Source organism: Amycolatopsis sp. MJM2582, from assembly GCF_000754115.1.
Lineage (GTDB): Bacteria > Actinomycetota > Actinomycetes > Mycobacteriales > Pseudonocardiaceae > Amycolatopsis > Amycolatopsis japonica.
Genome location: NZ_JPLW01000005.1, coordinates 538,633 through 558,565 on the forward strand (window position 1 = coordinate 538,633; position 19,933 = coordinate 558,565).

19 protein-coding genes are annotated in these 19,933 nt (G+C 70.1%); 9 read left to right on the forward strand and 10 right to left on the reverse strand.

The features are described from left to right. Positions 1-25: 25 nt before the first annotated feature. The 3 genes from ED92_RS30285 to ED92_RS30295 form a co-directional block, all read right to left on the reverse strand. On the reverse strand, positions 26-1,261 hold the full coding sequence (locus tag ED92_RS30285; RefSeq protein WP_235213393.1) for an HNH endonuclease signature motif containing protein: 1,236 nt from the start codon (positions 1,259-1,261) through the stop codon (positions 26-28). A gap of 150 nt (positions 1,262-1,411) precedes the next feature. After that, complete coding sequence (locus ED92_RS30290; RefSeq protein ID WP_369797436.1) at positions 1,412-2,710, reverse strand: diguanylate cyclase; 1,299 nt, start codon at positions 2,708-2,710, stop codon at positions 1,412-1,414. A gap of 339 nt (positions 2,711-3,049) precedes the next feature. Next, positions 3,050-4,309, reverse strand: a complete 1,260-nt coding sequence (locus ED92_RS30295; RefSeq protein WP_037344208.1) for an MFS transporter — start codon at positions 4,307-4,309, stop codon at positions 3,050-3,052. Between the two features lie 117 nt (positions 4,310-4,426). Here ED92_RS30295 and ED92_RS30300 point away from each other — a divergent pair, with 117 nt between their 5' ends. Then, positions 4,427-4,717 carry a hypothetical protein gene (locus tag ED92_RS30300; RefSeq protein WP_037344210.1) on the forward strand — a complete coding sequence of 97 codons (291 nt, stop codon included), beginning with the start codon at positions 4,427-4,429 and terminating at the stop codon, positions 4,715-4,717. Here ED92_RS30300 and ED92_RS30305 read toward each other — a convergent pair. Continuing rightward, positions 4,714-5,652 (reverse strand): GlxA family transcriptional regulator, encoded by a 939-nt coding sequence (locus ED92_RS30305; RefSeq protein WP_037344212.1) that lies wholly within the window; start codon positions 5,650-5,652, stop codon positions 4,714-4,716. The genes ED92_RS30300 and ED92_RS30305 overlap by 4 nt on opposite strands. A gap of 93 nt (positions 5,653-5,745) precedes the next feature. Between ED92_RS30305 and ED92_RS30310 the strand changes: the two genes are divergently transcribed. From ED92_RS30310 to rnhA, 6 genes are all read left to right on the forward strand, one after another. Beyond that, complete coding sequence (locus tag ED92_RS30310; protein ID WP_037344213.1) at positions 5,746-6,165, forward strand: DUF6010 family protein; 420 nt, start codon at positions 5,746-5,748, stop codon at positions 6,163-6,165. Between the two features lie 25 nt (positions 6,166-6,190). Next, entirely contained in the window at positions 6,191-6,484 is a 294-nt protein-coding gene (locus ED92_RS30315; RefSeq protein ID WP_037344215.1) for a putative quinol monooxygenase, read from the forward strand. 62 nt (positions 6,485-6,546) lie between these two features. After that, the gene (locus ED92_RS30320; RefSeq protein ID WP_037344217.1) at positions 6,547-7,206 is read left to right on the forward strand and encodes a HEAT repeat domain-containing protein; all 660 of its coding nucleotides are present in this window, start codon (positions 6,547-6,549) and stop codon (positions 7,204-7,206) included. Continuing rightward, on the forward strand, positions 7,206-8,198 hold the full coding sequence (locus ED92_RS30325; RefSeq protein ID WP_037344219.1) for a HEAT repeat domain-containing protein: 993 nt from the start codon (positions 7,206-7,208) through the stop codon (positions 8,196-8,198). The genes ED92_RS30320 and ED92_RS30325 overlap by 1 nt, the downstream gene beginning before the upstream one ends. Before the next feature lie 42 nt (positions 8,199-8,240). Next, positions 8,241-9,431 carry a DNA polymerase IV gene (gene dinB, locus ED92_RS30330; RefSeq protein ID WP_037344221.1) on the forward strand — a complete coding sequence of 397 codons (1,191 nt, stop codon included), beginning with the start codon at positions 8,241-8,243 and terminating at the stop codon, positions 9,429-9,431. A 22-nt stretch (positions 9,432-9,453) separates the two neighbouring features. Beyond that, positions 9,454-9,936 carry a ribonuclease HI gene (gene rnhA, locus ED92_RS30335; RefSeq protein ID WP_037344223.1) on the forward strand — a complete coding sequence of 161 codons (483 nt, stop codon included), beginning with the start codon at positions 9,454-9,456 and terminating at the stop codon, positions 9,934-9,936. 9 nt (positions 9,937-9,945) lie between these two features. Here rnhA and ED92_RS30340 read toward each other — a convergent pair whose 3' ends face one another. The 4 genes from ED92_RS30340 to ED92_RS30355 form a co-directional block, all read right to left on the reverse strand. Beyond that, positions 9,946-10,617: a hypothetical protein gene (locus tag ED92_RS30340; protein ID WP_037344225.1), complete on the reverse strand. Its 672-nt coding sequence runs from the start codon at positions 10,615-10,617 to the stop codon at positions 9,946-9,948. A 196-nt stretch (positions 10,618-10,813) separates the two neighbouring features. Further along, on the reverse strand, positions 10,814-11,311 hold the full coding sequence (locus tag ED92_RS30345) for a hypothetical protein (RefSeq protein WP_037344226.1): 498 nt from the start codon (positions 11,309-11,311) through the stop codon (positions 10,814-10,816). Continuing rightward, entirely contained in the window at positions 11,308-12,720 is a 1,413-nt protein-coding gene (locus tag ED92_RS30350) for a HAMP domain-containing sensor histidine kinase (protein ID WP_037344228.1), read from the reverse strand. The genes ED92_RS30345 and ED92_RS30350 overlap by 4 nt, the downstream gene beginning before the upstream one ends. After that, complete coding sequence (locus tag ED92_RS30355; protein WP_037344230.1) at positions 12,717-13,406, reverse strand: response regulator transcription factor; 690 nt, start codon at positions 13,404-13,406, stop codon at positions 12,717-12,719. Before ED92_RS30355 ends, ED92_RS30350 begins: the two co-directional genes overlap by 4 nt. 110 nt (positions 13,407-13,516) lie before the next feature. On the opposite strand from ED92_RS30355, the gene ED92_RS30360 reads away from it, so the two are divergent. Further along, entirely contained in the window at positions 13,517-14,464 is a 948-nt protein-coding gene (locus ED92_RS30360) for a phosphatase PAP2 family protein (protein WP_037344232.1), read from the forward strand. Between the two features lie 34 nt (positions 14,465-14,498). Here ED92_RS30360 and ED92_RS30365 read toward each other — a convergent pair whose 3' ends face one another. Beyond that, entirely contained in the window at positions 14,499-16,019 is a 1,521-nt protein-coding gene (locus ED92_RS30365; RefSeq protein ID WP_235213394.1) for a GGDEF domain-containing protein, read from the reverse strand. Positions 16,020-16,149: 130 nt separating this feature from the next. Between ED92_RS30365 and ED92_RS30370 the strand changes: the two genes are divergently transcribed. Beyond that, positions 16,150-17,370, forward strand: a complete 1,221-nt coding sequence (locus tag ED92_RS30370; RefSeq protein ID WP_037344235.1) for a cytochrome P450 — start codon at positions 16,150-16,152, stop codon at positions 17,368-17,370. On the opposite strand, the gene ED92_RS30375 is transcribed toward ED92_RS30370, so the two are convergent. Then, positions 17,367-19,649, reverse strand: a complete 2,283-nt coding sequence (locus tag ED92_RS30375; RefSeq protein ID WP_235213395.1) for a tetratricopeptide repeat protein — start codon at positions 19,647-19,649, stop codon at positions 17,367-17,369. The genes ED92_RS30370 and ED92_RS30375 overlap by 4 nt on opposite strands. Positions 19,650-19,933: the final 284 nt, after the last annotated feature.

Consider the following 19,933-nt stretch of genomic DNA (forward strand, 5'->3'; position numbering starts at 1 on the left):
GCCGTTGCCGTTTTCCGGCGGCGGCTCAGAACGGTGGTGCTTCGTCGCGGGGTTCGTGCAGTGGGGGTGGGGTGCTGTCGTAGCGCTGCCCGGTGGGTGTGGTGATCGTGAGAGTCCCGTCGGAGGCCAGCCGGTAGTTCCAGCCGGGTTCGTCTTTGAGTCGGTGGTCGCGGCGGCAGAGGTCGATCAGTTCGGTGTCTGTGGTGTGGCCGCCGTGTTGCCAGGGCAGGGAATGGTCGAGGTCGCAAGCCTGGGCCACGCGGTGGCAGCCGGGTCTTCGGCACTCACGGTCCCGCACCCGCACGAACTCGTCCAGACCGGCAGTAGGTCGATACCGATCCCGGCCGAGGTCGAGGACCTGTCCTGAGAGTGGGTCGGTGATGATCCGCCGCAGCACCGTGTTCGACCCACTGGCGATTTCTCGGGCCAGCGACGCCGGGATATGCCCATGCCCGGCCATCTCCGCGGGATCATCGTTCAACCCCAAATACGTCTGAAGGTCCATGTAGAGGAACACTTCGGACCGTTCGCTCTTCCCGCCCTGGCTGCCCAGCAGGAGGTCGAGGGCGACATCGGCACGTAACTGTTCCAGGGTGCGCGTTTCCCCGTCGGCGCGCAGGGCGCGGGCTTCGCGGTCGATGCGGGTGTAGGCGGCGGCGACCTTTTCGGCGGGTCCGTCTTCGACCTCGATGGACGCCACGCCGGTGTCGCCTTGCCGTACCGTCACACGGCGTCCGCCGCGGTTGCGTTCGGCGCGGCGGGAGGCGCCGTCGCGGTCGGCCATCATCGCCGCGTGGTTGGCGGCTTTCCGGATCTGATCGGAGTTGCGGTCCGGGATCCGATCCTCCAGGACCGCGTCCACCGCGCGGGCGTCCTCGTCCGAGAGCCAAGCGGTGGCTGCCGCGACTTTCATCGCTCCGTACCCGCCGACCTTTCCGGCGTCCAGGAGTCCCAGTGTGCGTGGCAGGCGGGTGGTCAACGCCTGAGCGGTGGAGACCAGTCCGGCAGCATGTCCGTCCACAACGGACAAAGCGAACGCGACCTCCTGCACGACACTGGAAGCTCCATCGCGATGACGGCTTAATCGCCCCAGAGCGCGGAACCGAATTGCCTCCAAGCGTGCGATGCCCTCCGACGCAGCGATGGCGGCATCCACGGAATCGTTGTCCCCCAACGTATCGAGTGAAGCATTGACCTCCCGAAGGGCTTCTGACGAGGTGATTTCCTTTAGTAGCGCCACAGTGGCGTTGAGTGTGTCCACACGCAGAACGTACAACCGACCACCGACAGTTTCGGGCCAGTAGTAGTGTCATAACTCGCCCCGAGCGCATTCCTTTCATATAAGGAAATCTGCGCTCTTTGCTCGTCGTTCTCCACCCGGAACAGGCGCAGTCCCCGGACGCGGCGAACCCTACTGCGCGGGCGGCGCCAGTTCGACCCTGTTGCGGCCACCCTGCTTCGCCCGGTAGAGCGCGGTGTCGGTGGCGACGAGGAGGTCGTCGACGCTGGTGATGTTGGCCGCCGGATACAGCGCCCCGCCGATCGACACCGTCAGATCGGTCAGCACGGTGTCGCGATCGGGCAGCGCGACCGAGACCACCGCCACCTGGTGCCGGATCCGTTCGGCCACCTGGCGCAGCGTCTCCTCGCCGTGGATGTCCGGGATGACGATCGCGAATTCCTCGCCGCCCCACCGCCCGCAGATGTCCTGTTCGCGGACCTCGGCGAGCAGGGCGTCGCCGACCGCGCGCAGGACGAGGTCGCCGTTGGGATGGCCGTAGGTGTCGTTGATCGTCTTGAAGTTGTCGAGATCGAGGAACAGCACACCCAGTTTGCGGCCGGCGCGAGTGCGGCCCAGCTGTTCTTCCGCCAGCTGGCGCCAGCGGCGTTTCGTGACTAGACCGGTGGTGGCGTCGGTGTGCGCGTCACGCCGGTACTGCGTCAGCAGCAGCCCGCGGTGCAGCGCGACCAGCGCGATGACGACGCCGACCAGTACCAGCGGGTTGGCCTGGACGAGGACGACGGCCGTCACGAGGCCGAGGCCCAGCGCGCCCGCTTCGAGGATCTGGTCGCCGAACCCGGAGAACAGTTCGCCGATCGACTTCGGCGGCGACGAGAGCGCGATCGCGACCATCACCAGCACGGTGTTGATCGCCCAGCGCAGGGCCGCGGCCACGACGATGACAGCGAGATCGCCGAGACCGGCGAGCAGTCCGGAGTCGGGCGCGCCTGGGTAATGACGCATGCCGAGGCTGAGGACGACGACGGCGGCCTGCGTGCCGCAGAGCACCGTCGCGGCGGAGAAGATCCACCGATGGGGGAGAACCGGCCGTTGGTGTGGCCAGATCCGCAGCCATGCGATGGTGTAGGTCACCACGACCATCGCGGCGGCGAGCACCGGAGGCAGCGCGATGACGGCGGCGACGCTCCAGACCGCCTTGGTGTCGACGTAGGCGACCGACGGGGCTCTGTCGTACTCCCGTTGGCGTTCGATCTGCCGGGTGCCCTCGATCGCGATGGCCGCGCACAGCGTCAAGACGCCGAACCGGACGAGATCGGTACCGGTCACCGGCACCCGCCGGGCCGTGGCGGCGGTCGAGAGGACTGCGATGAGATTCACGACCAGGACGTAGGAACGCACAGGTCGCGGCAGGCTCCACAGGTGCCAGGCCTTGAGCCGCCGCCGCGCGCCGCCGAGTCGTCCGTCCACGCACCCTCTTCCGTCGGTGATCTACACCGTAATCGAACCGGGACTGCGACGACCGTCGTTGACCGGACGATGAGAGTCGTGGCCCCGAATTCCCCCGGACAGCCCAACCGAAACGAGGGAGGTGCACCGATGCAGGACAACAACTGGTGAGTGTTTTGCCGGATAGATCGCTATTTCGAGGGAGGTGAACGGCATGCGTGACAACAACTGGACCACTCGGCGTGACAACAACTGGACCTGAGTGATCTCGCCCACGAGCGCGGCTTTCGCGAAGGGAGGTGAACGTAGTGCGTGACAACAACTGGACGACCCGTCGGGACAACAACTGGACGTGATGTGTCAGGAACCGTGTTCGCCAACGGGTGTCGTCCCGCCGACCGGACCCACGGGATCTTCGGATTCCCCAGGGCCGCGGCGGGACGACACCGCCCGTGACCAGCCCACCCCGGCGACGAAGGCGACCACCACACCGGCGATCGCCGCGACGGTGACCACGGTGGTCGGCGCGACGACCTGGGCCAGCAGCCCGGCCGCCGCGATCCCCGCCGCCTGAGCCGCCCGCAGCGCCGCGATCGCGACCCCGATCACCTGGCCGCGATGGGCGGGCGGCGCCGCGAGGCTGTATTGCGTCTGCGTGATCATGTCGTGCGCGGAGAACACCCCCGAGATCGTCCACAGCACGACGATCGTGACCAGTCCCGGAGCCCAGCCGGTCGGGATCAGCACCAGGCTGCTCGCCACCGTCAGCGCGCCCAGCACCCGGATCTGCCGTTCACGCGGGATCCGGCTCAGCAGGAGCCCGCCGAGCACCGAGCCGACCGGGTTCGCGGCCAGCAGCCACGGCAAGGCGCCCGCGCCGCCCAGTTCGGCGGCGACCGGGACGGCGAGGCCCTCGGGCACGACGTAGAAACCGCAGCAGCAGGCGATGAGCAGCAGCCAGCGCAGCTTGCGGTCGCGCGCCACCAGACGGCAGCCCTCGAGCAGCGACGGGCGTTCGTGATGGGCGGGTGCCGAGGGCGGGAAACGTTCGAGCCCGAAGCGCAGCATGAGCGCCGAAAGCGCGAACGTTCCCGCGTCGATCAGCAGTGCCCCGGGTACGCCGAGGCCGGTGACGACGGCGGCGCCCGCGCCGAAGCCCACCACGAGCCCGGCCTGGTAGGTGGACGAGATGACGGCCTGGCCGACGACCAGCCGGTCCGGATCGAGCAGATCCGGCAGCATCGCCTGGCGGGCCGCGTGGAACGGCCCGGCCATGAGCTGGACGAGGAACAACAGCGCGGCCGCGGCGGGCAGCGGGAGGCCGGGCACCGCCATCAGCGCGATCAGGACCGCGCGGCCGACGTCGGTCACCACCATCACGGTGCGTCGCGAGAACCGGTCCGCGACCCCGCCCAGCGCGCCGCCGAGGAGGTCGGGCACGAAGGTCAGCGCGTACGCCGCCGAGGCCCAGCCCGCCGACGAAGTCCGGTCGAACACCAGCACCGTGAGCGCGACCCTGGCCAGCTGGTCGCCGGCGACCGAGAGCAGATGCGCGAGCCAGATCCGGCGGAATCCGGCGACCGCGAAGACACTGCGGAACGACGCCGCTCGGGCTGGCATGCGCTTCAGGCTGTCGTGAAGCGGCCACTTTGCGCAACCCTCGGAAAAAATCACTCCGCCATGTCGAACCGGGGCGGGCCCGTTCGACGTGTCTGTAGAGAAGGAACGGAGAAGCCGATGTCGCATTCACTGGGCCCGCTGGCGAACAACCTCGCCGCCTACGCCATCTACTCGACCGCGCAGACCGAGATGCGCCACGCCTACAAGCTCATCGAGGCGGGCGACTACCTCGGCGCCGCCGCGGAGATCGAGTCCGCCGCGCACGCCGCCGAGGTGCTCGCCCGTGCCACCTCCGAGCTGGACGCCGAGCGTTCCGAACGATGGCTCAGAGTCGTCGTCGCGCGAAGGCGGTTCGCCGACCAGGCCCGGGCACGGGCTTCGGACACCGTTCTGACCCTCGCCGCTTAACGGAAAGCGCGTCGATAGGTGCCCGGACTGACGCCGGTCGTGCGCTTGAACCGGTCGCGGAACGAGGTGGGCGAACCGAAACCGACTTCGGCGCCGATCCGCTCGACGGCGTGTTCGGTGGTCTCCAGCAGATGCTGCGCCTGCCGGACGCGGGTCCGGTGCAGCCACTGCAACGGCGTCGTCCCGGTCTGCTCGCGGAAGTGCCGGATCAGCGTGCGCGTGCTCATCCCGGCGCGTGTGGCGATATCGGCCAGTGTGAGCTCGCGCGCGAGATTTTCCTGCATCCACAACAAAGTCGGCTCCAGCGTCGCGCCACGGGGTGCGGGCGGATGCCGCAACGCGATGAACTGCGCCTGGCCGCCCTCGCGTTCGAGCGCCATGACCGAGAGGCGGGCGGCGTCGGCCGCGATCGCGGAGCCGTGGTCCCGCCGGATCAGGTGCAGGCACAGATCCAGACCCGCGGCGGCGCCCGCGGAGGTCAGGATCTGCCCGTTGTCGACATAGAGCACGTCCGGGTCGACGTCGACATCCGGGTACGCCGCGGCCAGTGCCTCGGCGGCGACCCAATGCGTCGTGGCGCGAAGGCCGTCGAGCAGGCCCGCGGCGGCGAGGATGAACGTTCCGGAACAGATCGAGGCGATCCGCGTACCCCTCGCGGCCGCCGAGTTCAGCGCGGCGTGGACGGATTCCGGCAACGGCCGGGCCGGCTCGGCGGTGCCGGGGACGATGACGGTGCCCGCCTCGCGCAGCGCGTCCAGCCCTCGCGGCGCGCGCAGGGTGAAGTGCCCGGCGTCGACTTCCGGGTGTTCCGCGCAGACGACCACGCGATAGCCCGGGCTTCCGTCCGCGAGCCGGGTCCTGGTGAAGACCTCGATCGGCGTCGACAGGTCGAACGGGATCACCTTGTCCAGCGCGAGGACGGCGACGGTGTGCATGAACCGCAAGGTACCTGCCCGATGGCGAGATCCCGTTGCAAGGCGTCGTTCACGCCACTGGGAGCGGACGTCGTCCGGTCCTAGCGTCGAGCCATGATGATCATCGCGCCGATTCTCGTCGGCCTCGGCTATGTCGTCCTGATGTCGTTGATCCACGAGCCGCACCGCCGCCGCTTCAACGCGGTCATGATCGCCGGCGCGGGCGCGGCCTACGCCAGCGGCGGCGGGCTCGGCATCTGGGAACTCGTCTTCACCGCACTGATGGCCTATGTGGCGTACCGCGGGCTCGAATCGTGGACGTTCATCGGGATCGGCTGGCTGCTGCACACGGCTTGGGACGTCGTGCACCACCTGAAGGGCGCCCCTATCATCCCGTTCCTGGACGATTCGTCGTTCGGCTGCGCGATCTGCGACCCGGTGATCGCGATCTGGTGTTTCGCCGGCGGACGATCGGTGACGGATTTCTTCCGCGCCCGTGTCGGTTCGCGTCGTCCGCGTTCGTCGGTGGGGTGAACCGACCGGACGAAGGGAGTCTGAAATGACGGTGATCGTGGCGGGAAAGGTGTACGTCGACCCGGAAGAGCGGGACCGGTACGTCGAGGGACACCAGGTGATCGTCGAGAAGGCGCGGGCCCATCCCGGCTGCCTCGACGTGGTGATCTCGGCGGACACGCTCGAACCGGGCCGGGTGAACATCTTCGAGTACTGGGAGTCGGAAGAGGTGCTGAACGCCTGGCGCGCGATGTCGCCGAGGCCGACGTACACCGCCGAGATCCGGGACGGCGAGGTGTTCAAGCACCGGGTCTCGTACTCCGGACCCCCGTTCGACTGATCGCGGTGGAGCGCCGGACTTGACCTTGACATCGTGACAAGGTCTTCACTGGAGCGCAGGAGGTGATCCCCATCAACACGACACAGAGGACTTCACCGGACCTGCGCATCCTCGACGCGCTCGGTGCCGAAAGCTCATCGACGCGGCTCCAGGCGGCGCTGGCGGCCGGGACGCATCCGGACGTCGGATTCGTCGGCCCGCTCGTGGCGCGGTGCGCGATCGAGCCGGATTTCTACGTCCGGGACATGCTGACCTGGGCGCTGACGCGGCTGCCCGCGGAGAACACGGTGCCGGTGCTTCTGGCCGAGCTCGGCTCGGAGGTCGCCCAGGCCCGGAGCCAGGCGTTGCACACGCTGTCCAAGATCGGGGACCGCGCCGCGTGGCCCGCGATCACGCGGTCGCTGCTGCACGACGCCGACGACGAGGTCGCCCGGAGCGCGTGGCGGGCCGCGGTCGTCCTCGTCCCCGACGGGGAGCGGGCCCGGCTGGCCCGTGACCTGGCCGACCAGCTCGGCCGGGGCGACCGGACGGTGCGGCTGAGTCTCAGCAGGGCGCTCGTCGCGCTCGGACCCGTGATCGAACCCGTCCTGCGGGCGGGCTCGGCGAGTACCGACCTGGCGGTGCGGGCGCACGCCCACGCCACGGAGCGGCTCCTGCGCAACCCGGACGCCGGTTTCGACGAGTCGAAACGGATCGTCGCGCTGGGACCGGAGGGAGCCTGATGCTGATCGGTGAGGTGGCGCGCCGCTCGGGGGTGAGCAGCCGGATGCTCCGGCATTACGACTCCCTCGGGCTGGTGCGGCCGACCGGCCGCACCTTCGGCGGCTACCGCGAGTACTCCGACGAGGACATCCGCCGGATCTTCCATGTGGAGAGCCTGCGGTCCCTCGGCCTCTCGCTGCGCGAGATCGGACGCGCCTTGGAGGATCCGGCCTTCGAGCCGTCCGATCTCGTCCGCGATCTCATCCGGCGGACCGAGGAACGCCTGAACCGGGAACAGGAGCTGCTCGACCGGCTCCGCGCGGTCGACGGTTCGGCACCCACGGGCTGGGAAGGGGTCCTGCGCATCGTCGAGCTGTTGCATGGGCTCAACTCGCCCCATGCGGCCCGGCGGCAGCAGACCGCACTGGCCCCGGCGGAGGTGCCCGCCGAACTGCTGGCCGGCGCGGTCCTCACCGAAGCCGATCCGAACGTCGCCGGGGCCCTGCGGTGGGCACTCGCGAGGGCGGGCGGTGACGGCGTGGCGAGTCTGGCGTCCGGCTTGCGTTCGGCGGACGTCGACGTCCGGCGGCGCGCGGTCCTCGCGATCGCCGGGATGCCCGGTGACGAGGCGACCGCGGCACTGACGGACGTACTCGGCGACCCGGATCCGGCGGTCCGCGCCCGCGCCGCGCTGGCGCTGGGGTCGCGTGGGGAGAGCGCGGCCGTGCCGGAACTCGTCCGCATGGTGGTCGAGGGCACGACCGACGTCGAGGCGGCCGAGGTCCTCGGCGCCTTGGCACGGGACGACAGCGTCGCGGACCGGATCATGAGCGCGTTGACCGGTGAGCTCGCGACCGCGGAGCCCGCCGCGCGGATCCGCCTCACCCAGGCACTTGTCGAGATGCCGCCCGTCCTCGCGCTGGACGTGCTGCGTGACCTGGCCGAAGACGACGATCGCACCGTCGCCCTCCTCGCTTCGGCCCTGGCGGGAGCGCTCGGCTCCCCTGGGTGAGGTGGCTTGGCCACTGGGCCGTTTGATGCGAACATATGTTCTATGACGACCGAGGGTCCCATCCTGCACGCCGACCTGGACTCGTTCTACGCGTCGGTCGAGCAGCGTGACGACCCGAAGCTCCGCGGGCGGCCGGTCATCGTCGGCGGCGGGGTGGTGCTGGCGGCCAGCTACGAGGCGAAGGCGTACGGCGTGCGCACGGCGATGGGCGGCGGTCAGGCGCGGCGGCTGTGCCCGGACGCGATCGTGGTCCCGCCCCGGATGCGCGCGTATTCGGCGGCCAGCAAGGCGGTCTTCGAGGTCTTCAGCAACACGACGCCGCTCGTGGAAGGCATTTCGATCGACGAGGCCTTCCTCGACGTCGGCGGGCTGCTGAAGATCGCGGGCACGCCGAGTCGGATCGCCGCGAAACTGCGGAAGGACGTCCTGGAGCAGGTCGGTTTGCCGATCACCGTGGGCGTGGCGAGGACGAAGTTCCTCGCGAAGGTGGCCAGCGGGGTCGCGAAACCCGACGGACTGCTCGTCGTGCCGCACGACAAGGAGCTGGAGTTCCTGCACCCGCTCCCGGTCGAGCGGCTGTGGGGCGTGGGCAAGGTGACGGCGCGGAAGCTCCGCGAGCGCGGGGTGACGACGGTCGGGCAGATGGAGGGGTTCGGGGAGAAGGAACTCGTCCGGATGCTCGGCCGCGGCGTCGGTGCCCATCTGCACGCCTTGTCCCACAACGACGACCCGCGCCGCGTGCAGACGGGCCGTCGCCGCCGGTCGATCGGGGCGCAGCGCGCGCTCGGCAGCAGGCCGCGTTCGCCCGCCGAGCTCGACGCGACGCTGCTGACGCTCGCCGATCGCCTCGCCCGTCGCCTGCGGGCGGCGCACCGGGTGTGCCGCACCGTCGTGTTGCGGATGCGGTTCGCCGATTTCACCAAGGCGACGCGTTCGCACACCCTTTTGGAGGCGACCGAGCAGACCGGCGCGATCGTCGCGGCCGCGCGGGGCCTGCTCGCGACGGCGAGACCGCTGATCGACGAACGCGGTCTCACGCTGATCGGGCTCGCACTCACGAATCTGTCGAAGGACGACGCGATCCAGCTGGCGCTGCCGTTCGGGGCGAAACCGAGGGACGCGCTCGACTCGACGCTCGACACCGTCCGGGACCGGTTCGGCGCGAAGTCCATCACGCGCGCTGTGCATCTGGGACAGGTCGAGGAGCCGTGGGTGCCGCTCCTGCCGGACTGAGCCCCGTCGCTAGGGTGTTCCGGTGGCGGAAGTCGAGATCTACACCGATGGCGCGTGCAGCGGGAATCCCGGTCCCGGCGGCTGGGGCGCGGTACTGCGGTACGGCACCGTCGAGAAGGAGATCTACGGCGGGGATGCCGGGCCGACCACGAACAACCGGATGGAGCTGACCGCGCCGATCGAGGCGCTGGAAAGCCTGAAGCGCCGGGTCACGGTGGACATCTACACCGACAGCACCTACGTCCGGAACGGCATCACCAGCTGGGTGCGCAACTGGAAGAACAACGGCTGGATGACGTCGGCGAAGACACCGGTCAAGAACGCCGATCTGTGGCGCCGTCTCGACGAAGCCGCTTCACGGCACGAGGTCGAGTGGCATTGGGTCAAAGGCCACGCGGGGCATCCGGAGAACGAGCGAGCGGACCGGCTCGCCGTCAAAGGCGTGGAAGAGGTCGTGGGCCGACCCGTGATCCAGCCAGGCGAGCGGTCCGCTCGGCGTCGTTGAACGAAGTCGTCAGCAGCTGACGTTCACCTTCGCGCTCTTGGCGAAGGAGACGTGGACGTGGTCCATGTGGTTGGCGGTCGCGCCGCCGCGGTCCTCCATGGTGTCCCAGCCGCTGCCGTCGTTGTAGCGCTGGCGCCAGATGACGTACGTGATACCGAAGTCCTTCTGGTTGGCCAGGAGGTACTCGGCGATCGCGTTGCCGGTGGCGGTGTCCACCATGAAGTCCAGCGCGAGGCCGGAGGGGTGGTCGCTGGCGTTCGCCCGGCCGGCGACACCGCCGACGTTCTTCACGCCGAACTTCGCCTTCACGTGATTGCCGACCTGGGCCACGTGCGGCTTGGTGCCGGCGAGGCTGGTCGAGCACGCCGTCGCGGCGGGCACGGTCTTCTTCACCGGGGCGGGGGCCTTGGTCGACGTCGTCGGCTTCGGGGGAGCCGAGGAGGTCGACGGCGGCGGGGTGGTCGTGCTGCTGGAGGGCGGGGTGCTGCTGGTCGACGGCGGGGGAGTCACGCTGGAGACCGGGGGAGCCTTCAGCGCGAGCGCGGCGCTGGCCGCTTCGACGTCAGGGGAACCCGCGGAGGTCAGCCACATCGACGCCGGGAGCGCCGTGGCGACCGCTGCCGCGATACCCGCGGGGAGCTTCCACTGCGGAGCCTTGATCTTGCGATGTCTGCCGGCCATTTCTCTGATCACTCACCACTTCGGGGACGGGAACTCGCGTCGGGGGCCGCGAGCTCCGGGCAACATTACGAAAAGGACACGGCAATGTCACGCCCGAGTGTGTTCGCCCACAGTTACCTTGATCGTTGAACCAAAAGAGGCTCACGCCCGTACAGATACGAGAAGTGCTTTTATGTGAGCACGGTGAGTGACGAATTCAGTTCGGCTGGCAGGATTGGAAGTACACGTCCTCGTTCGGCGAGATCACGTTCACGCCCTTGGACTGTGGCGCCCGGCCGGTGGCCGCGGAGGCCGCGATCACGGTGCAGACCAGCTGATTGATGGCCTGATCGGACAATTTGCGCATCGAGTACGGCAGCGCGAGACTCGATGGGTCGCCCGGGTAGACCCGGAGCTTGCCCAGCTCCGGCGGGACGAACGTGGTGAGTCCCTGCGCGGCTTCCCGTTCCGTCGGCCCCTGCAGCAGCAGCGTGACCGCGCCCTCGGGGGAGATGAACCCTTCGGTGGGCCGGGTCACCGGGATGACCCGGCCGTCGGAGACGAAGTACAGCGTCAGTCCGCCGAGGACGTTCGTCCCCGTGGTGGCGCGGATCGACGGCCCCGGCCCGGCCGGGACGACTCCGGTCGGCTGGACACCGCAGGCGGCCACGAGGGCCGCGGCCGCGAAGGCGAGCAGTACGCGAGGCTTCCTCATCGCGCCCCTCCTTCGGGCAGGTGCGGCAGGCGCAGCACGAACCGGGCACCGTGCCCGGTGTCGGCCGCGGTGATGTCGCCGCCGTGCAGGCGGGCGTTCTCCAGCGCGATCGCCAGGCCCAGCCCGCTGCCCTCGGACCGGGCGCGGGCGGTGTCGGCCTTGGTGAACCGGTCGAAGACGTGCGGCAGGACCTGCGGATCGATCCCGGGCCCGCGGTCCTCGACCGCCAGGGTGACGCCGTCGCCGTCGGCGCGCAGCCGGACCTGGACCGGGGCCGCGCCGTGCCGGAAGGCGTTGCCGACGAGGTTGGCCACGATCAGGTCGAGCCGCCGCCGGTCCACGCGGGCGAGAACGCCCTCCGGCAGGTCGGTGACCAGGTCTTCGCCGTCGCGCCAGCCTCGGGCGTCGAGACTGTCCCGGATCGCCGTCGCGAGATCCCATTCGTCGAGCACGAGTTCGGCGCGGCCGGCGTCGAACCGGGAGATCTCGACCAGGTCCTGCACCAGCCGCGTCAGCCTCCGGGTCTCGCCGGAGACCAGCCGTGCCGCGACGGCGGTGTCCGGCGGCAGCGCCTCCGCGTCCTCGTCGAGCACGTCGGTGACCGCGTTCATCGCCGCGAGCGGGGTGCGGAGTTCGTGCGAGACGTCGGCCACGAACCGGCGGGCGTCGGCCTCCATGGCTCTCAGCTCACCGACCGTGCGCTCCAGTTCGGCGGCGGTGTTGTTGAAGGTCGTGACCAGTTCGGCCAGCTCGTCGGAACCCTTGGCGGGCAGCCGGACGTCGAGCCTGCCTTCGCCGAGCTGGGCGGCGGCGGTGTTGAGCGCCCGGACCGGCCGGAGCACCTGCCTCGCCGCGAGCAGGGCGAGCGCCGCGGCCAGCGGGAGGACCAGCGCGGCCGTCTGCCAGGCGGATTTCGCGAGTTCGTCGATGGCCTGTTGCTGTTGCACGAGCGAGGTGAGTGAGTACACCTCGACGCCGCTGTTCCTCATCGCCCCGTCGGACTGCCTGGCCAGCACCGGCAGCCCGACCAGCAGTTCCGGAATGCTTCCGCGGTCGACGCGCTGGAACTGGATGCGGAAGTCGTTCGCGACGGTCTGGCGCAACTCGGGGGAGAACGTGGCGAGATCCGGGCCGTTGGCCGATCGCAGGTCGCGGTAGACCGCGACGGCGTTCAACCGCAGGCTGCCGGCGAAATCGTTGAGCTGCTCCTGGGTCGGCGGCGTGGACAGCGGGCGGCCGTAGGCGGCGACCCGGTCCTTCAGCTGGTTCATCGCCGCGTCCTGCACCGCCTCGAGGATCGCGTTCCGGGCCGAGACGTAACTGGCCCCCGCCGCGGCCGCCGCCCCGATGATCGTCATCGCCGCGAACGCCAGGATGAGCCGCGGCCGCAGCCCGGAGAGCCACCTCATGAACGGCCGAACCGGTACCCGAAGCCGCGGACGGTCTGGACGTGTTCGGGTTTCGCGGGGACGTCTTCGATCTTCGCGCGCAGCCGCTGGACACAGGCGTCGACCAGCCGGGAGTCGCCGAGGTAGTCGTGATCCCAGACGGCGGAGAGGATCTGCTGGCGGCTGTAGACCTGGCCGGGCGTGCGCGACAGCTCCAGTAGCAGCTTCAGTTCGGTCGGCGTCAGCGAGACCGGCTCGCCGTTCTTCGTGACCACCAGCCCGGCCCGGTCGATGACCAGGCCGCCGTGTCGTTCCCCGGCGGCTGCGTCGCTCGCGGGCTTCTCGCTCACCGCCCGCCGCAGCACCGCCCGGATCCGGGCGTCGAGCACGCGGGGCTCGATCGGTTTGGTGACGTAGTCGTCGGCACCCGCCTCCAGCCCGGCCACGATGTCGAAGTCGTCGCTGCGGGCGGTGAGCATGATGATCGGCACCTCGCCCGCCGAGCGGATGCGGCGGCAGGTCTCGAAGCCGTCGATGCCGGGGAGCATCAGGTCCAGTACGACGATGTCGGGCTGGAACACCCGCAGTTTCTCCAGCCCGAGCTCACCGCTCTCGGCCGTGTACACGGTGTGCGCCTGCCGTCGCAGCGCGAGTTCCAGCCCCTCCCGCACGGACGCGTCGTCTTCGATCACAAGGACACTTGCCACGCCGCCATTATTCGGATGTCTCCGCGCGTGTGCGACTCGGCTCGATCTTGTAGCAGAACCATGACATTGTCCGGACCTCACGGCGAAACGGCGTGGGGACAGTGGGACCCATGGCCCTACTCATCCACGAAGCGAAGCCGACCCCCGCCCGCCGTCCGCTGCCGGGACGGCACGCCGAGACCAGGCGGACCCTGTCCAGGGCCGTGTTCCAGCTCGCCACCGGACTGGGACTGGCCGCCGCGTTCGTCGTGACCTACGTGCTGTTCGTGCACACGTCGGCCGGGCAGCTCGCGGAGAACGGCGTCGTCCGGAGCGCGCAGTCCGGTCAGTGGTCCACAATGGACTGGGCGGGACCGCTGCGCGACCAGGACATGGTGCTGGTGATCGGCGCCGCCGGGATCGGGCTCGTCGTCCTGGCCCTGCTCCGGCGCAAACCCGGTCTCCTCGTCCCCGCGCTGAGCGTCCTCGTGCTCCCGCTCGTCGCCGCGCAACTGCTCAAGCTCTACGTCCTCGTCCGGCCCGAACTGCCCGACGGCGGCCGCGGACCGGGACACAACAGCTTCCCCAGTGGTCACGTCAGTGCCGCCATGGCCATCCTGATGGCACTCGCCTTCGTTCTGCCCCAACGGTTCCGTCCGGCGATCATCGGGATCGGCGGCATCGCCGTCGCCTGGGTCGCGTCGTCGACCATCGCGCTCGGCTGGCACCGGCTCAGCGACGCGGCGGGTGCCTGCCTGCTCGGGGCGTCGTTCGCCTGCCTGCTCGCCGCCTGGCTGACCACCCGGCGCCGCGACCTGCGCCGCACGCCCGCCTTCCTGGTGGCGCTGGCCGCCGTCCTGCCGACCGGCATCGTCCTGATCGGCTTCGCGGTGCTGAGCACGGCGACCGACGGCGCCGCCCAGTTCGTCGCCGCGCTGGTGCTGGCCGCCCTGTCCGCGGTGGGGGTCGTGCTGGTCGCGCTGTGGCCGCTGAGCGGGTCCGCGTTCGAACGGCGGACCGGCGTGGAGACCCGGGTGGTCGACGATCTGCTCGAGACCCGCCTCGTGACCCGCCGCTGACGCTCGGCGAAACGCATTCAGAGGACTAAACGCGTCAATCGCGGCGCGAGTCGCCCGCCCGGCTCAGGGGTGACGTCGGGGCCCGGGGTGAAGGCGGAACCGCGGAGGGTGCCACGACCACGCGGTTCCGCCCGCTCCGTTTCGCTTGGTACATGGCCGCGTCCGCGGCGCGGAAGAGCTCGCCGTAGTCCGTCGAGTGCTCCGGCGACAGCCCGACGCCGATCGACACGGTGCAGCCGTGGATCGGCCCCACCGCGCGGGGTTCGTTGGTGGCGTGCCCGCTGGCGAGTTCGGTCAGGCCGGTGATCGCGGTCTTCGCGACGGCCGCCCGGATCCGTTCGGCGATCCGCATCGCCTCCTCGCGGGTGGTGTCCGGCAGCAGCACCGAGAACTCCTCGCCGCCCCACCGCCCGACGACGTCCGTGGAGCGGGTGTTCTGCCGCAGCACGGCACTGACGCAGCCGAGCACGATGTCACCGCCGGAATGCCCGTACTTGTCGTTCCACTGCTTGAAGTGGTCGAGATCCAGCATCAGGAACGCCGTCGGCCGCCGCCCGGTCTGGTCTTCGAGCAGCCGGAGCGCGGCGGGCGCGTGGAAGGAGTCTTCGGTCAGCAGCCCGGTCTTCCGGTCGCGCTGGCTGCGCGCGATCGTGTCCGCCAGCGCCTGCGAGAGCCGGGTCGAGCGGAGCGCGACCCCGATCATCACCAGCGGCACCAGTGCGATGTTGACCGCGCCGAGGATCGTCGTGCACGCGGCGAGCTGCAGCGCGTAGACGAAGTCCGCGTTGTCGGCCCAGCTGCCGATCAGCTTCTGCCGCCGCCAGCCGCCCCACGCCAGGCCGCGCGCGATGCTGATCAGCAGCGTCTGCGACGCGAAATACCAGAGCGCGGCGCCCAGCAGCGCGACGGCGGCGACCGCGATGTCGCCGGGCCGCTGGGGGAGCGTGCCCGATTCGAGCCAGCCGTGCAGTGACGTCAGCCGGGTGATCGTGTGCACGCCGAGGATGGAGGCGGCGTGCGCGGCGGTGGTGAAGAGGAAGGTCGTCATCGCCTTGTGTGCGATGGAGTAGCGCTGCACGCGCACCATCAGCAGCAGCGTGAGCGACAACGTGGGCGGCAGCAGGACGGCCGCGCCGCCCAGCCAGACGGCGGTCTGGTCGATGTGCTCGCCGCGCCGGTCGTCGGCCCGGCGCTGCTCCTCCGGATGCTGTGTCTGGACGAGATACCAGATCGTGCAGCCCGCGATCACGCCGAAGCGGACGAGATCCGTCGTCGTGAGGGACGCACTGACTTGCGATTTCAAGGCCCAGAACGCGACCGCGATCTCGGTGCCGAGCATCCAGAAGACCGCCGCGGGCGGCAGGCGCCACAGCTCCCACCCCGCCGGATGCCGCAGGGTGTTCCAGGCGCGGCCACGCAGCCGCCAGACGCGGGCGGAGGCGAGGCCGACGGTGTCGGCGAAACCCCGGAGCGAACCGCGCGGCCGCGCCGAGACCGCGTCACGGTCGTGCTTGCCGAACTCGCTGACGAGGGTCACCTCCAACCCGTTACGCACCGCACCCGCTTCGATCTTGCTGGGTCACCACAAGGGGGTGACAGGGGGACCGCGTTGACGATCGCGTGAGACAGCCCGATACCCGCGTTCGCCGGACGCGATTCGGCCGGCGGCTGGCATGGTGGCTCGTATGCCTGACGCCGCATACGATGCCGCCGCGGTCCCCGCGATGTTCGGTCCGGACTTCGACAGGGATCCCTCGCCCGCCTACGAATGGCTTCGGAGCAACGCGCCGGCGTTCCGGCTCCCACTCCCCGGCGACACCTGGACCTGGTTGCTGACCCGGCACGCGGACGTCGTTTCCGCGATGGCCGACCCCCGGCTGTCCAAATGCCCGTCCGTCGCCGCGGAGCACTGGCGCAAGGCCAACCTCGGGCTGCCCGCCGACCACCGGCCGACGCTCATCGGGCATATGAACAACGTCGAAGGCGAGGAACACGCGCGGCTGCGCAAGGCCTGTGCCGGCGCGTTCGGCCCGCGGCGGCTGCAGCATATGCGCGACCGCACGCATCAGCTCGCGAACGAGCTGCTCGACCCGATCCTGGACCGGGGCGAAGGCGATCTCGTCGAGGATTTCGCCTACCCGCTGGGAATCCGGTCGATCTGTGAACTGATCGGCATCCCGGACAGCCTGCTCGACGAGGTCCGCCCGCCCGCGCTGGTGGTCGCCGCCGGCGATGTCACGGACATGGCGTCGATGCTCAAGGCGACCGACGATCTCGACGCGCTGCTCGCCGACGTCGTCGCCCGCAAACGCGCCGAACCGGGGGCGGACCTGATCAGCGATCTGCTCGCTCAGGAGGCCGCCGGGAAGCTGACCGACGACGAGGTCGCCGCGACGGCGTTCCTCTCCCTGATCGCCGGGCACGAGACGACGATCAGTCTCATCGCGTCCACCGCGCTGACCCTCATCACGCATCCGGAAGAGGCGGCCCGCGCCCGCGCCGACGGCTCGCATCTGACGCTCGTCATCGAAGAGGTGCTACGCCGCGACACCCCGCTACAGAACACCAGCTGGCGGTTCGTCACCGAACCGATGGAACTCGCCGGGCAGCGGATGGAGGCGGGCGATCCGATCCTGTTGTCGTTGCTGGCGGCCAATCGCGATCCGGAGGTGCACCCCGAACCGCTGGCCTTCCGCCCTGGCGAGCGGCCGGTGCGGCACGTGGCCTTCGGTGTCGGACCGCATATCTGCATCGGCGCCGCGCTCGCGCGGATGCAGGCGTCCGCGGCACTGGAGACGTTGTTCGACCGCGCGCCGTCGATGACGCTGACCGTGCCGGAGGACCGGCTCGTGTGGTGGCCGAGCGCGATCACGCGCGGCCTGCACAACCTGCCGGTGAAGCTCTAGACGGCGCCTTCGAGGCGGCCCCGCAGCACGTTCGCCTTCCGATCGTCGAGGTCCATGACGAGCTGGAGCGCGTCACGCCAGACGGCCATGGCCTCGTCGGTGTGCCCCTGGGCGGCCAGCGCGCAGCCGCGTTCGTCGAGCGCGTCGGCCTGCCCCCAGACGTCGCCGCAGTTGCGGTAGGCGGTCAGCGCCTGCTCGCAGTAGCCGAGAGCCTGGTCCAGATCGCCGAACCGGCGGCAGGTCCTGGCGAGCGGCACCAGCGCGAAGCCCATTCCGTGCTGGTCGGCGTCCTTCGCGTAGGCGTCGAAGGCACGCAGACCGTGATCGAGGGCCAGGTCCCGTTCGCCGAGGTCGCGGTAGGCGCGGCCGAGATGGACGCGCGCGGTCGCTTCGCCGAGCTGGTACCCGATCCGCGCGTTCACCTCCACGCTCTGCTCGGCGAGCCGGACGGCTTCGGCGTAGTCCTCGCGTTCGTGCGCGATGTTGCCGAGCCCGACCAGCGCCCAGCCGAGGCTCGGGTTCTCGCCGATCTCCTCGGAGATCTCGACGGCCTGGCCGAACAGATCGCGCGCGCGGCCGAGGTCGCCGCGCCGCCGGTGCGCCTCGGCGAGGTTGATCGCCGACCACGCCAGCCCGCCGAGATCACCGCCCGCCTTCGCGGACTCGATCGCCACTTCGTGACTGGAGATCCAGGTCTGCCACGGCCTGCCGAGCAGGTGGTAGTCGAACAACTCCACCGGCAGCCGCCAGCCGACCTCGTACAGCCCGTGGTCGAGTGCCAGCCGGGCGACGCCGGTGATGCTCGGCATCTCCGACGCGCACCAGATGTAGGCCTCGTCGAACGTGGCGAACCGGAGCGGTTCGACCCCGTCGGGCGCGGGACCCAGATCGATGTGGTGGTCGCGGGCCGGGGTCAGTGTCCAGCTCGCGGCGTTGGCCGCGTACAGATACCAGTGGGTCAGCCGGGAAACCGCTGCCTGCCGCTCGTCTTCCAGGCGCTCGGCGTTGGCTTCTTCGGCGGCGTAGACGCGGATCAGGTCGTGGAACCGGTAGTACTGCGCGCCGACCTGCTGGACGAGATGCGCCTGCACGAGCCGGTCGAGCAGGCGTCGCGCGTCGTGCCCGGGCAGCCCGGCGAGCGCGGCCGCCGCCTCCGCGGTGAAGCGCGGGCCGGGATGGAGACCGAGCAGCCGGAACATCCGGGCGGTGTCGGCCTCCAGCGCGTGGTACGACCAGCTGAAGGCGGCCCGGACCCCGACGGTGTCGTCGTCGACCGCGAGCAGTTCCAGCCGCCGCCCCTCGGCGACGAGTTCGCGCGCGAGGTCGCCGACGCTCTGATGGGGATGGGTGGCGACCCGTTCGGCGGCGATGTTCACCGCGAGCGGCAGCGCCGCGCACAGCCGGACGAGCCTGCCGACGCCTTCGGGATCGCCCGCCGCGCGTTCGTCGCCGATGAGGTCGGCCATGAGCCGCGTCGCTTCGAGTTCTCGCAGTGGCTCCAAGGAAACCTGGACCGCGCCGTTGCCGACGACCAGCCCGGACAGCCGCCGCCTGCTGGTGATCAGCACGGTGGTGTCCGGGGTGCCGGGCAGCACCGGCCGCACCTGAGGCGAGTCGAGGGCGTTGTCCAGAACGACGAGGGTGCGCTGGCCGCGCAACAGGCCGCGCAGGAGCGCGAGCCGCATGTGCTCCTCGGCGGGGACCCGGTCGGGGCGGACGCCGACGCAGCGCAGGAGGTCGTCGAGGATGTCGGCGGGTTGTGCGGGCGATCCCGCCGCGTAGCCGCGCAGATCCGACCAGAGGACGCAATCGAACTCTTCCTGGCGCCGGTTCGCCCAATTCAGCACGAGCGCGGTCTTCCCGACCCCGGGCGGACCGGCGACGAAGACCACTTTCGCCGTTTCGGTGAACACTTTTTCGTCCAGCAGCGCCAAATGTTCTTCGCGGCCGACGAAATGATCAGGCGGCGGGGGAAGATGCACATACGGTTCGGCTCGGGCGGCCTCGGCGAGCACGATCAGGGTCCCGCCCGCGCCCAGCGCGCGATCGCAGGCTTCGGCGAATTCCGCGCTCGGCGGGGTGAGCCCGCGTTCGACGCGGCTGATCAGACTTTTGTCGACATAGGCGAGTTTCTGAAGCTCGCGCAACGCCAGCCCACAGGCCTGCCGCCGTTGCCGCAGGGCGCGGCCGAACGTCGACGCGGCCGTCGAAACCGGCCTCGGTTCCGCGCGTGCTTTCCCGGTATCCCCGGATCTGGCCGAACCGGAATTCTCGGTCACCAGAAGCACCTTTCTCCCCGCTTCGCGGCAGATCGTGCCACAACCTTCCCATTGCCTGGGTCACAACACGGCCACCGGGTGTGCGCGGGTGCGAAGTCTGCCCCCAAACTGTGCGAGAACGCGCCCGTTCCCCACCGGTGCGCCGGTCGAAAGGGAGGTGGATCATGCGCGACCGCGAAATGTGAGCAGGCCCCGTTCCGCCTTGCGAACACCGGGCGAGTGCTGATCTCCTCGGAAACCGGTCGTGGCCGTCGCTTCCGGCGGCCACGACCGGGACCCTTTCG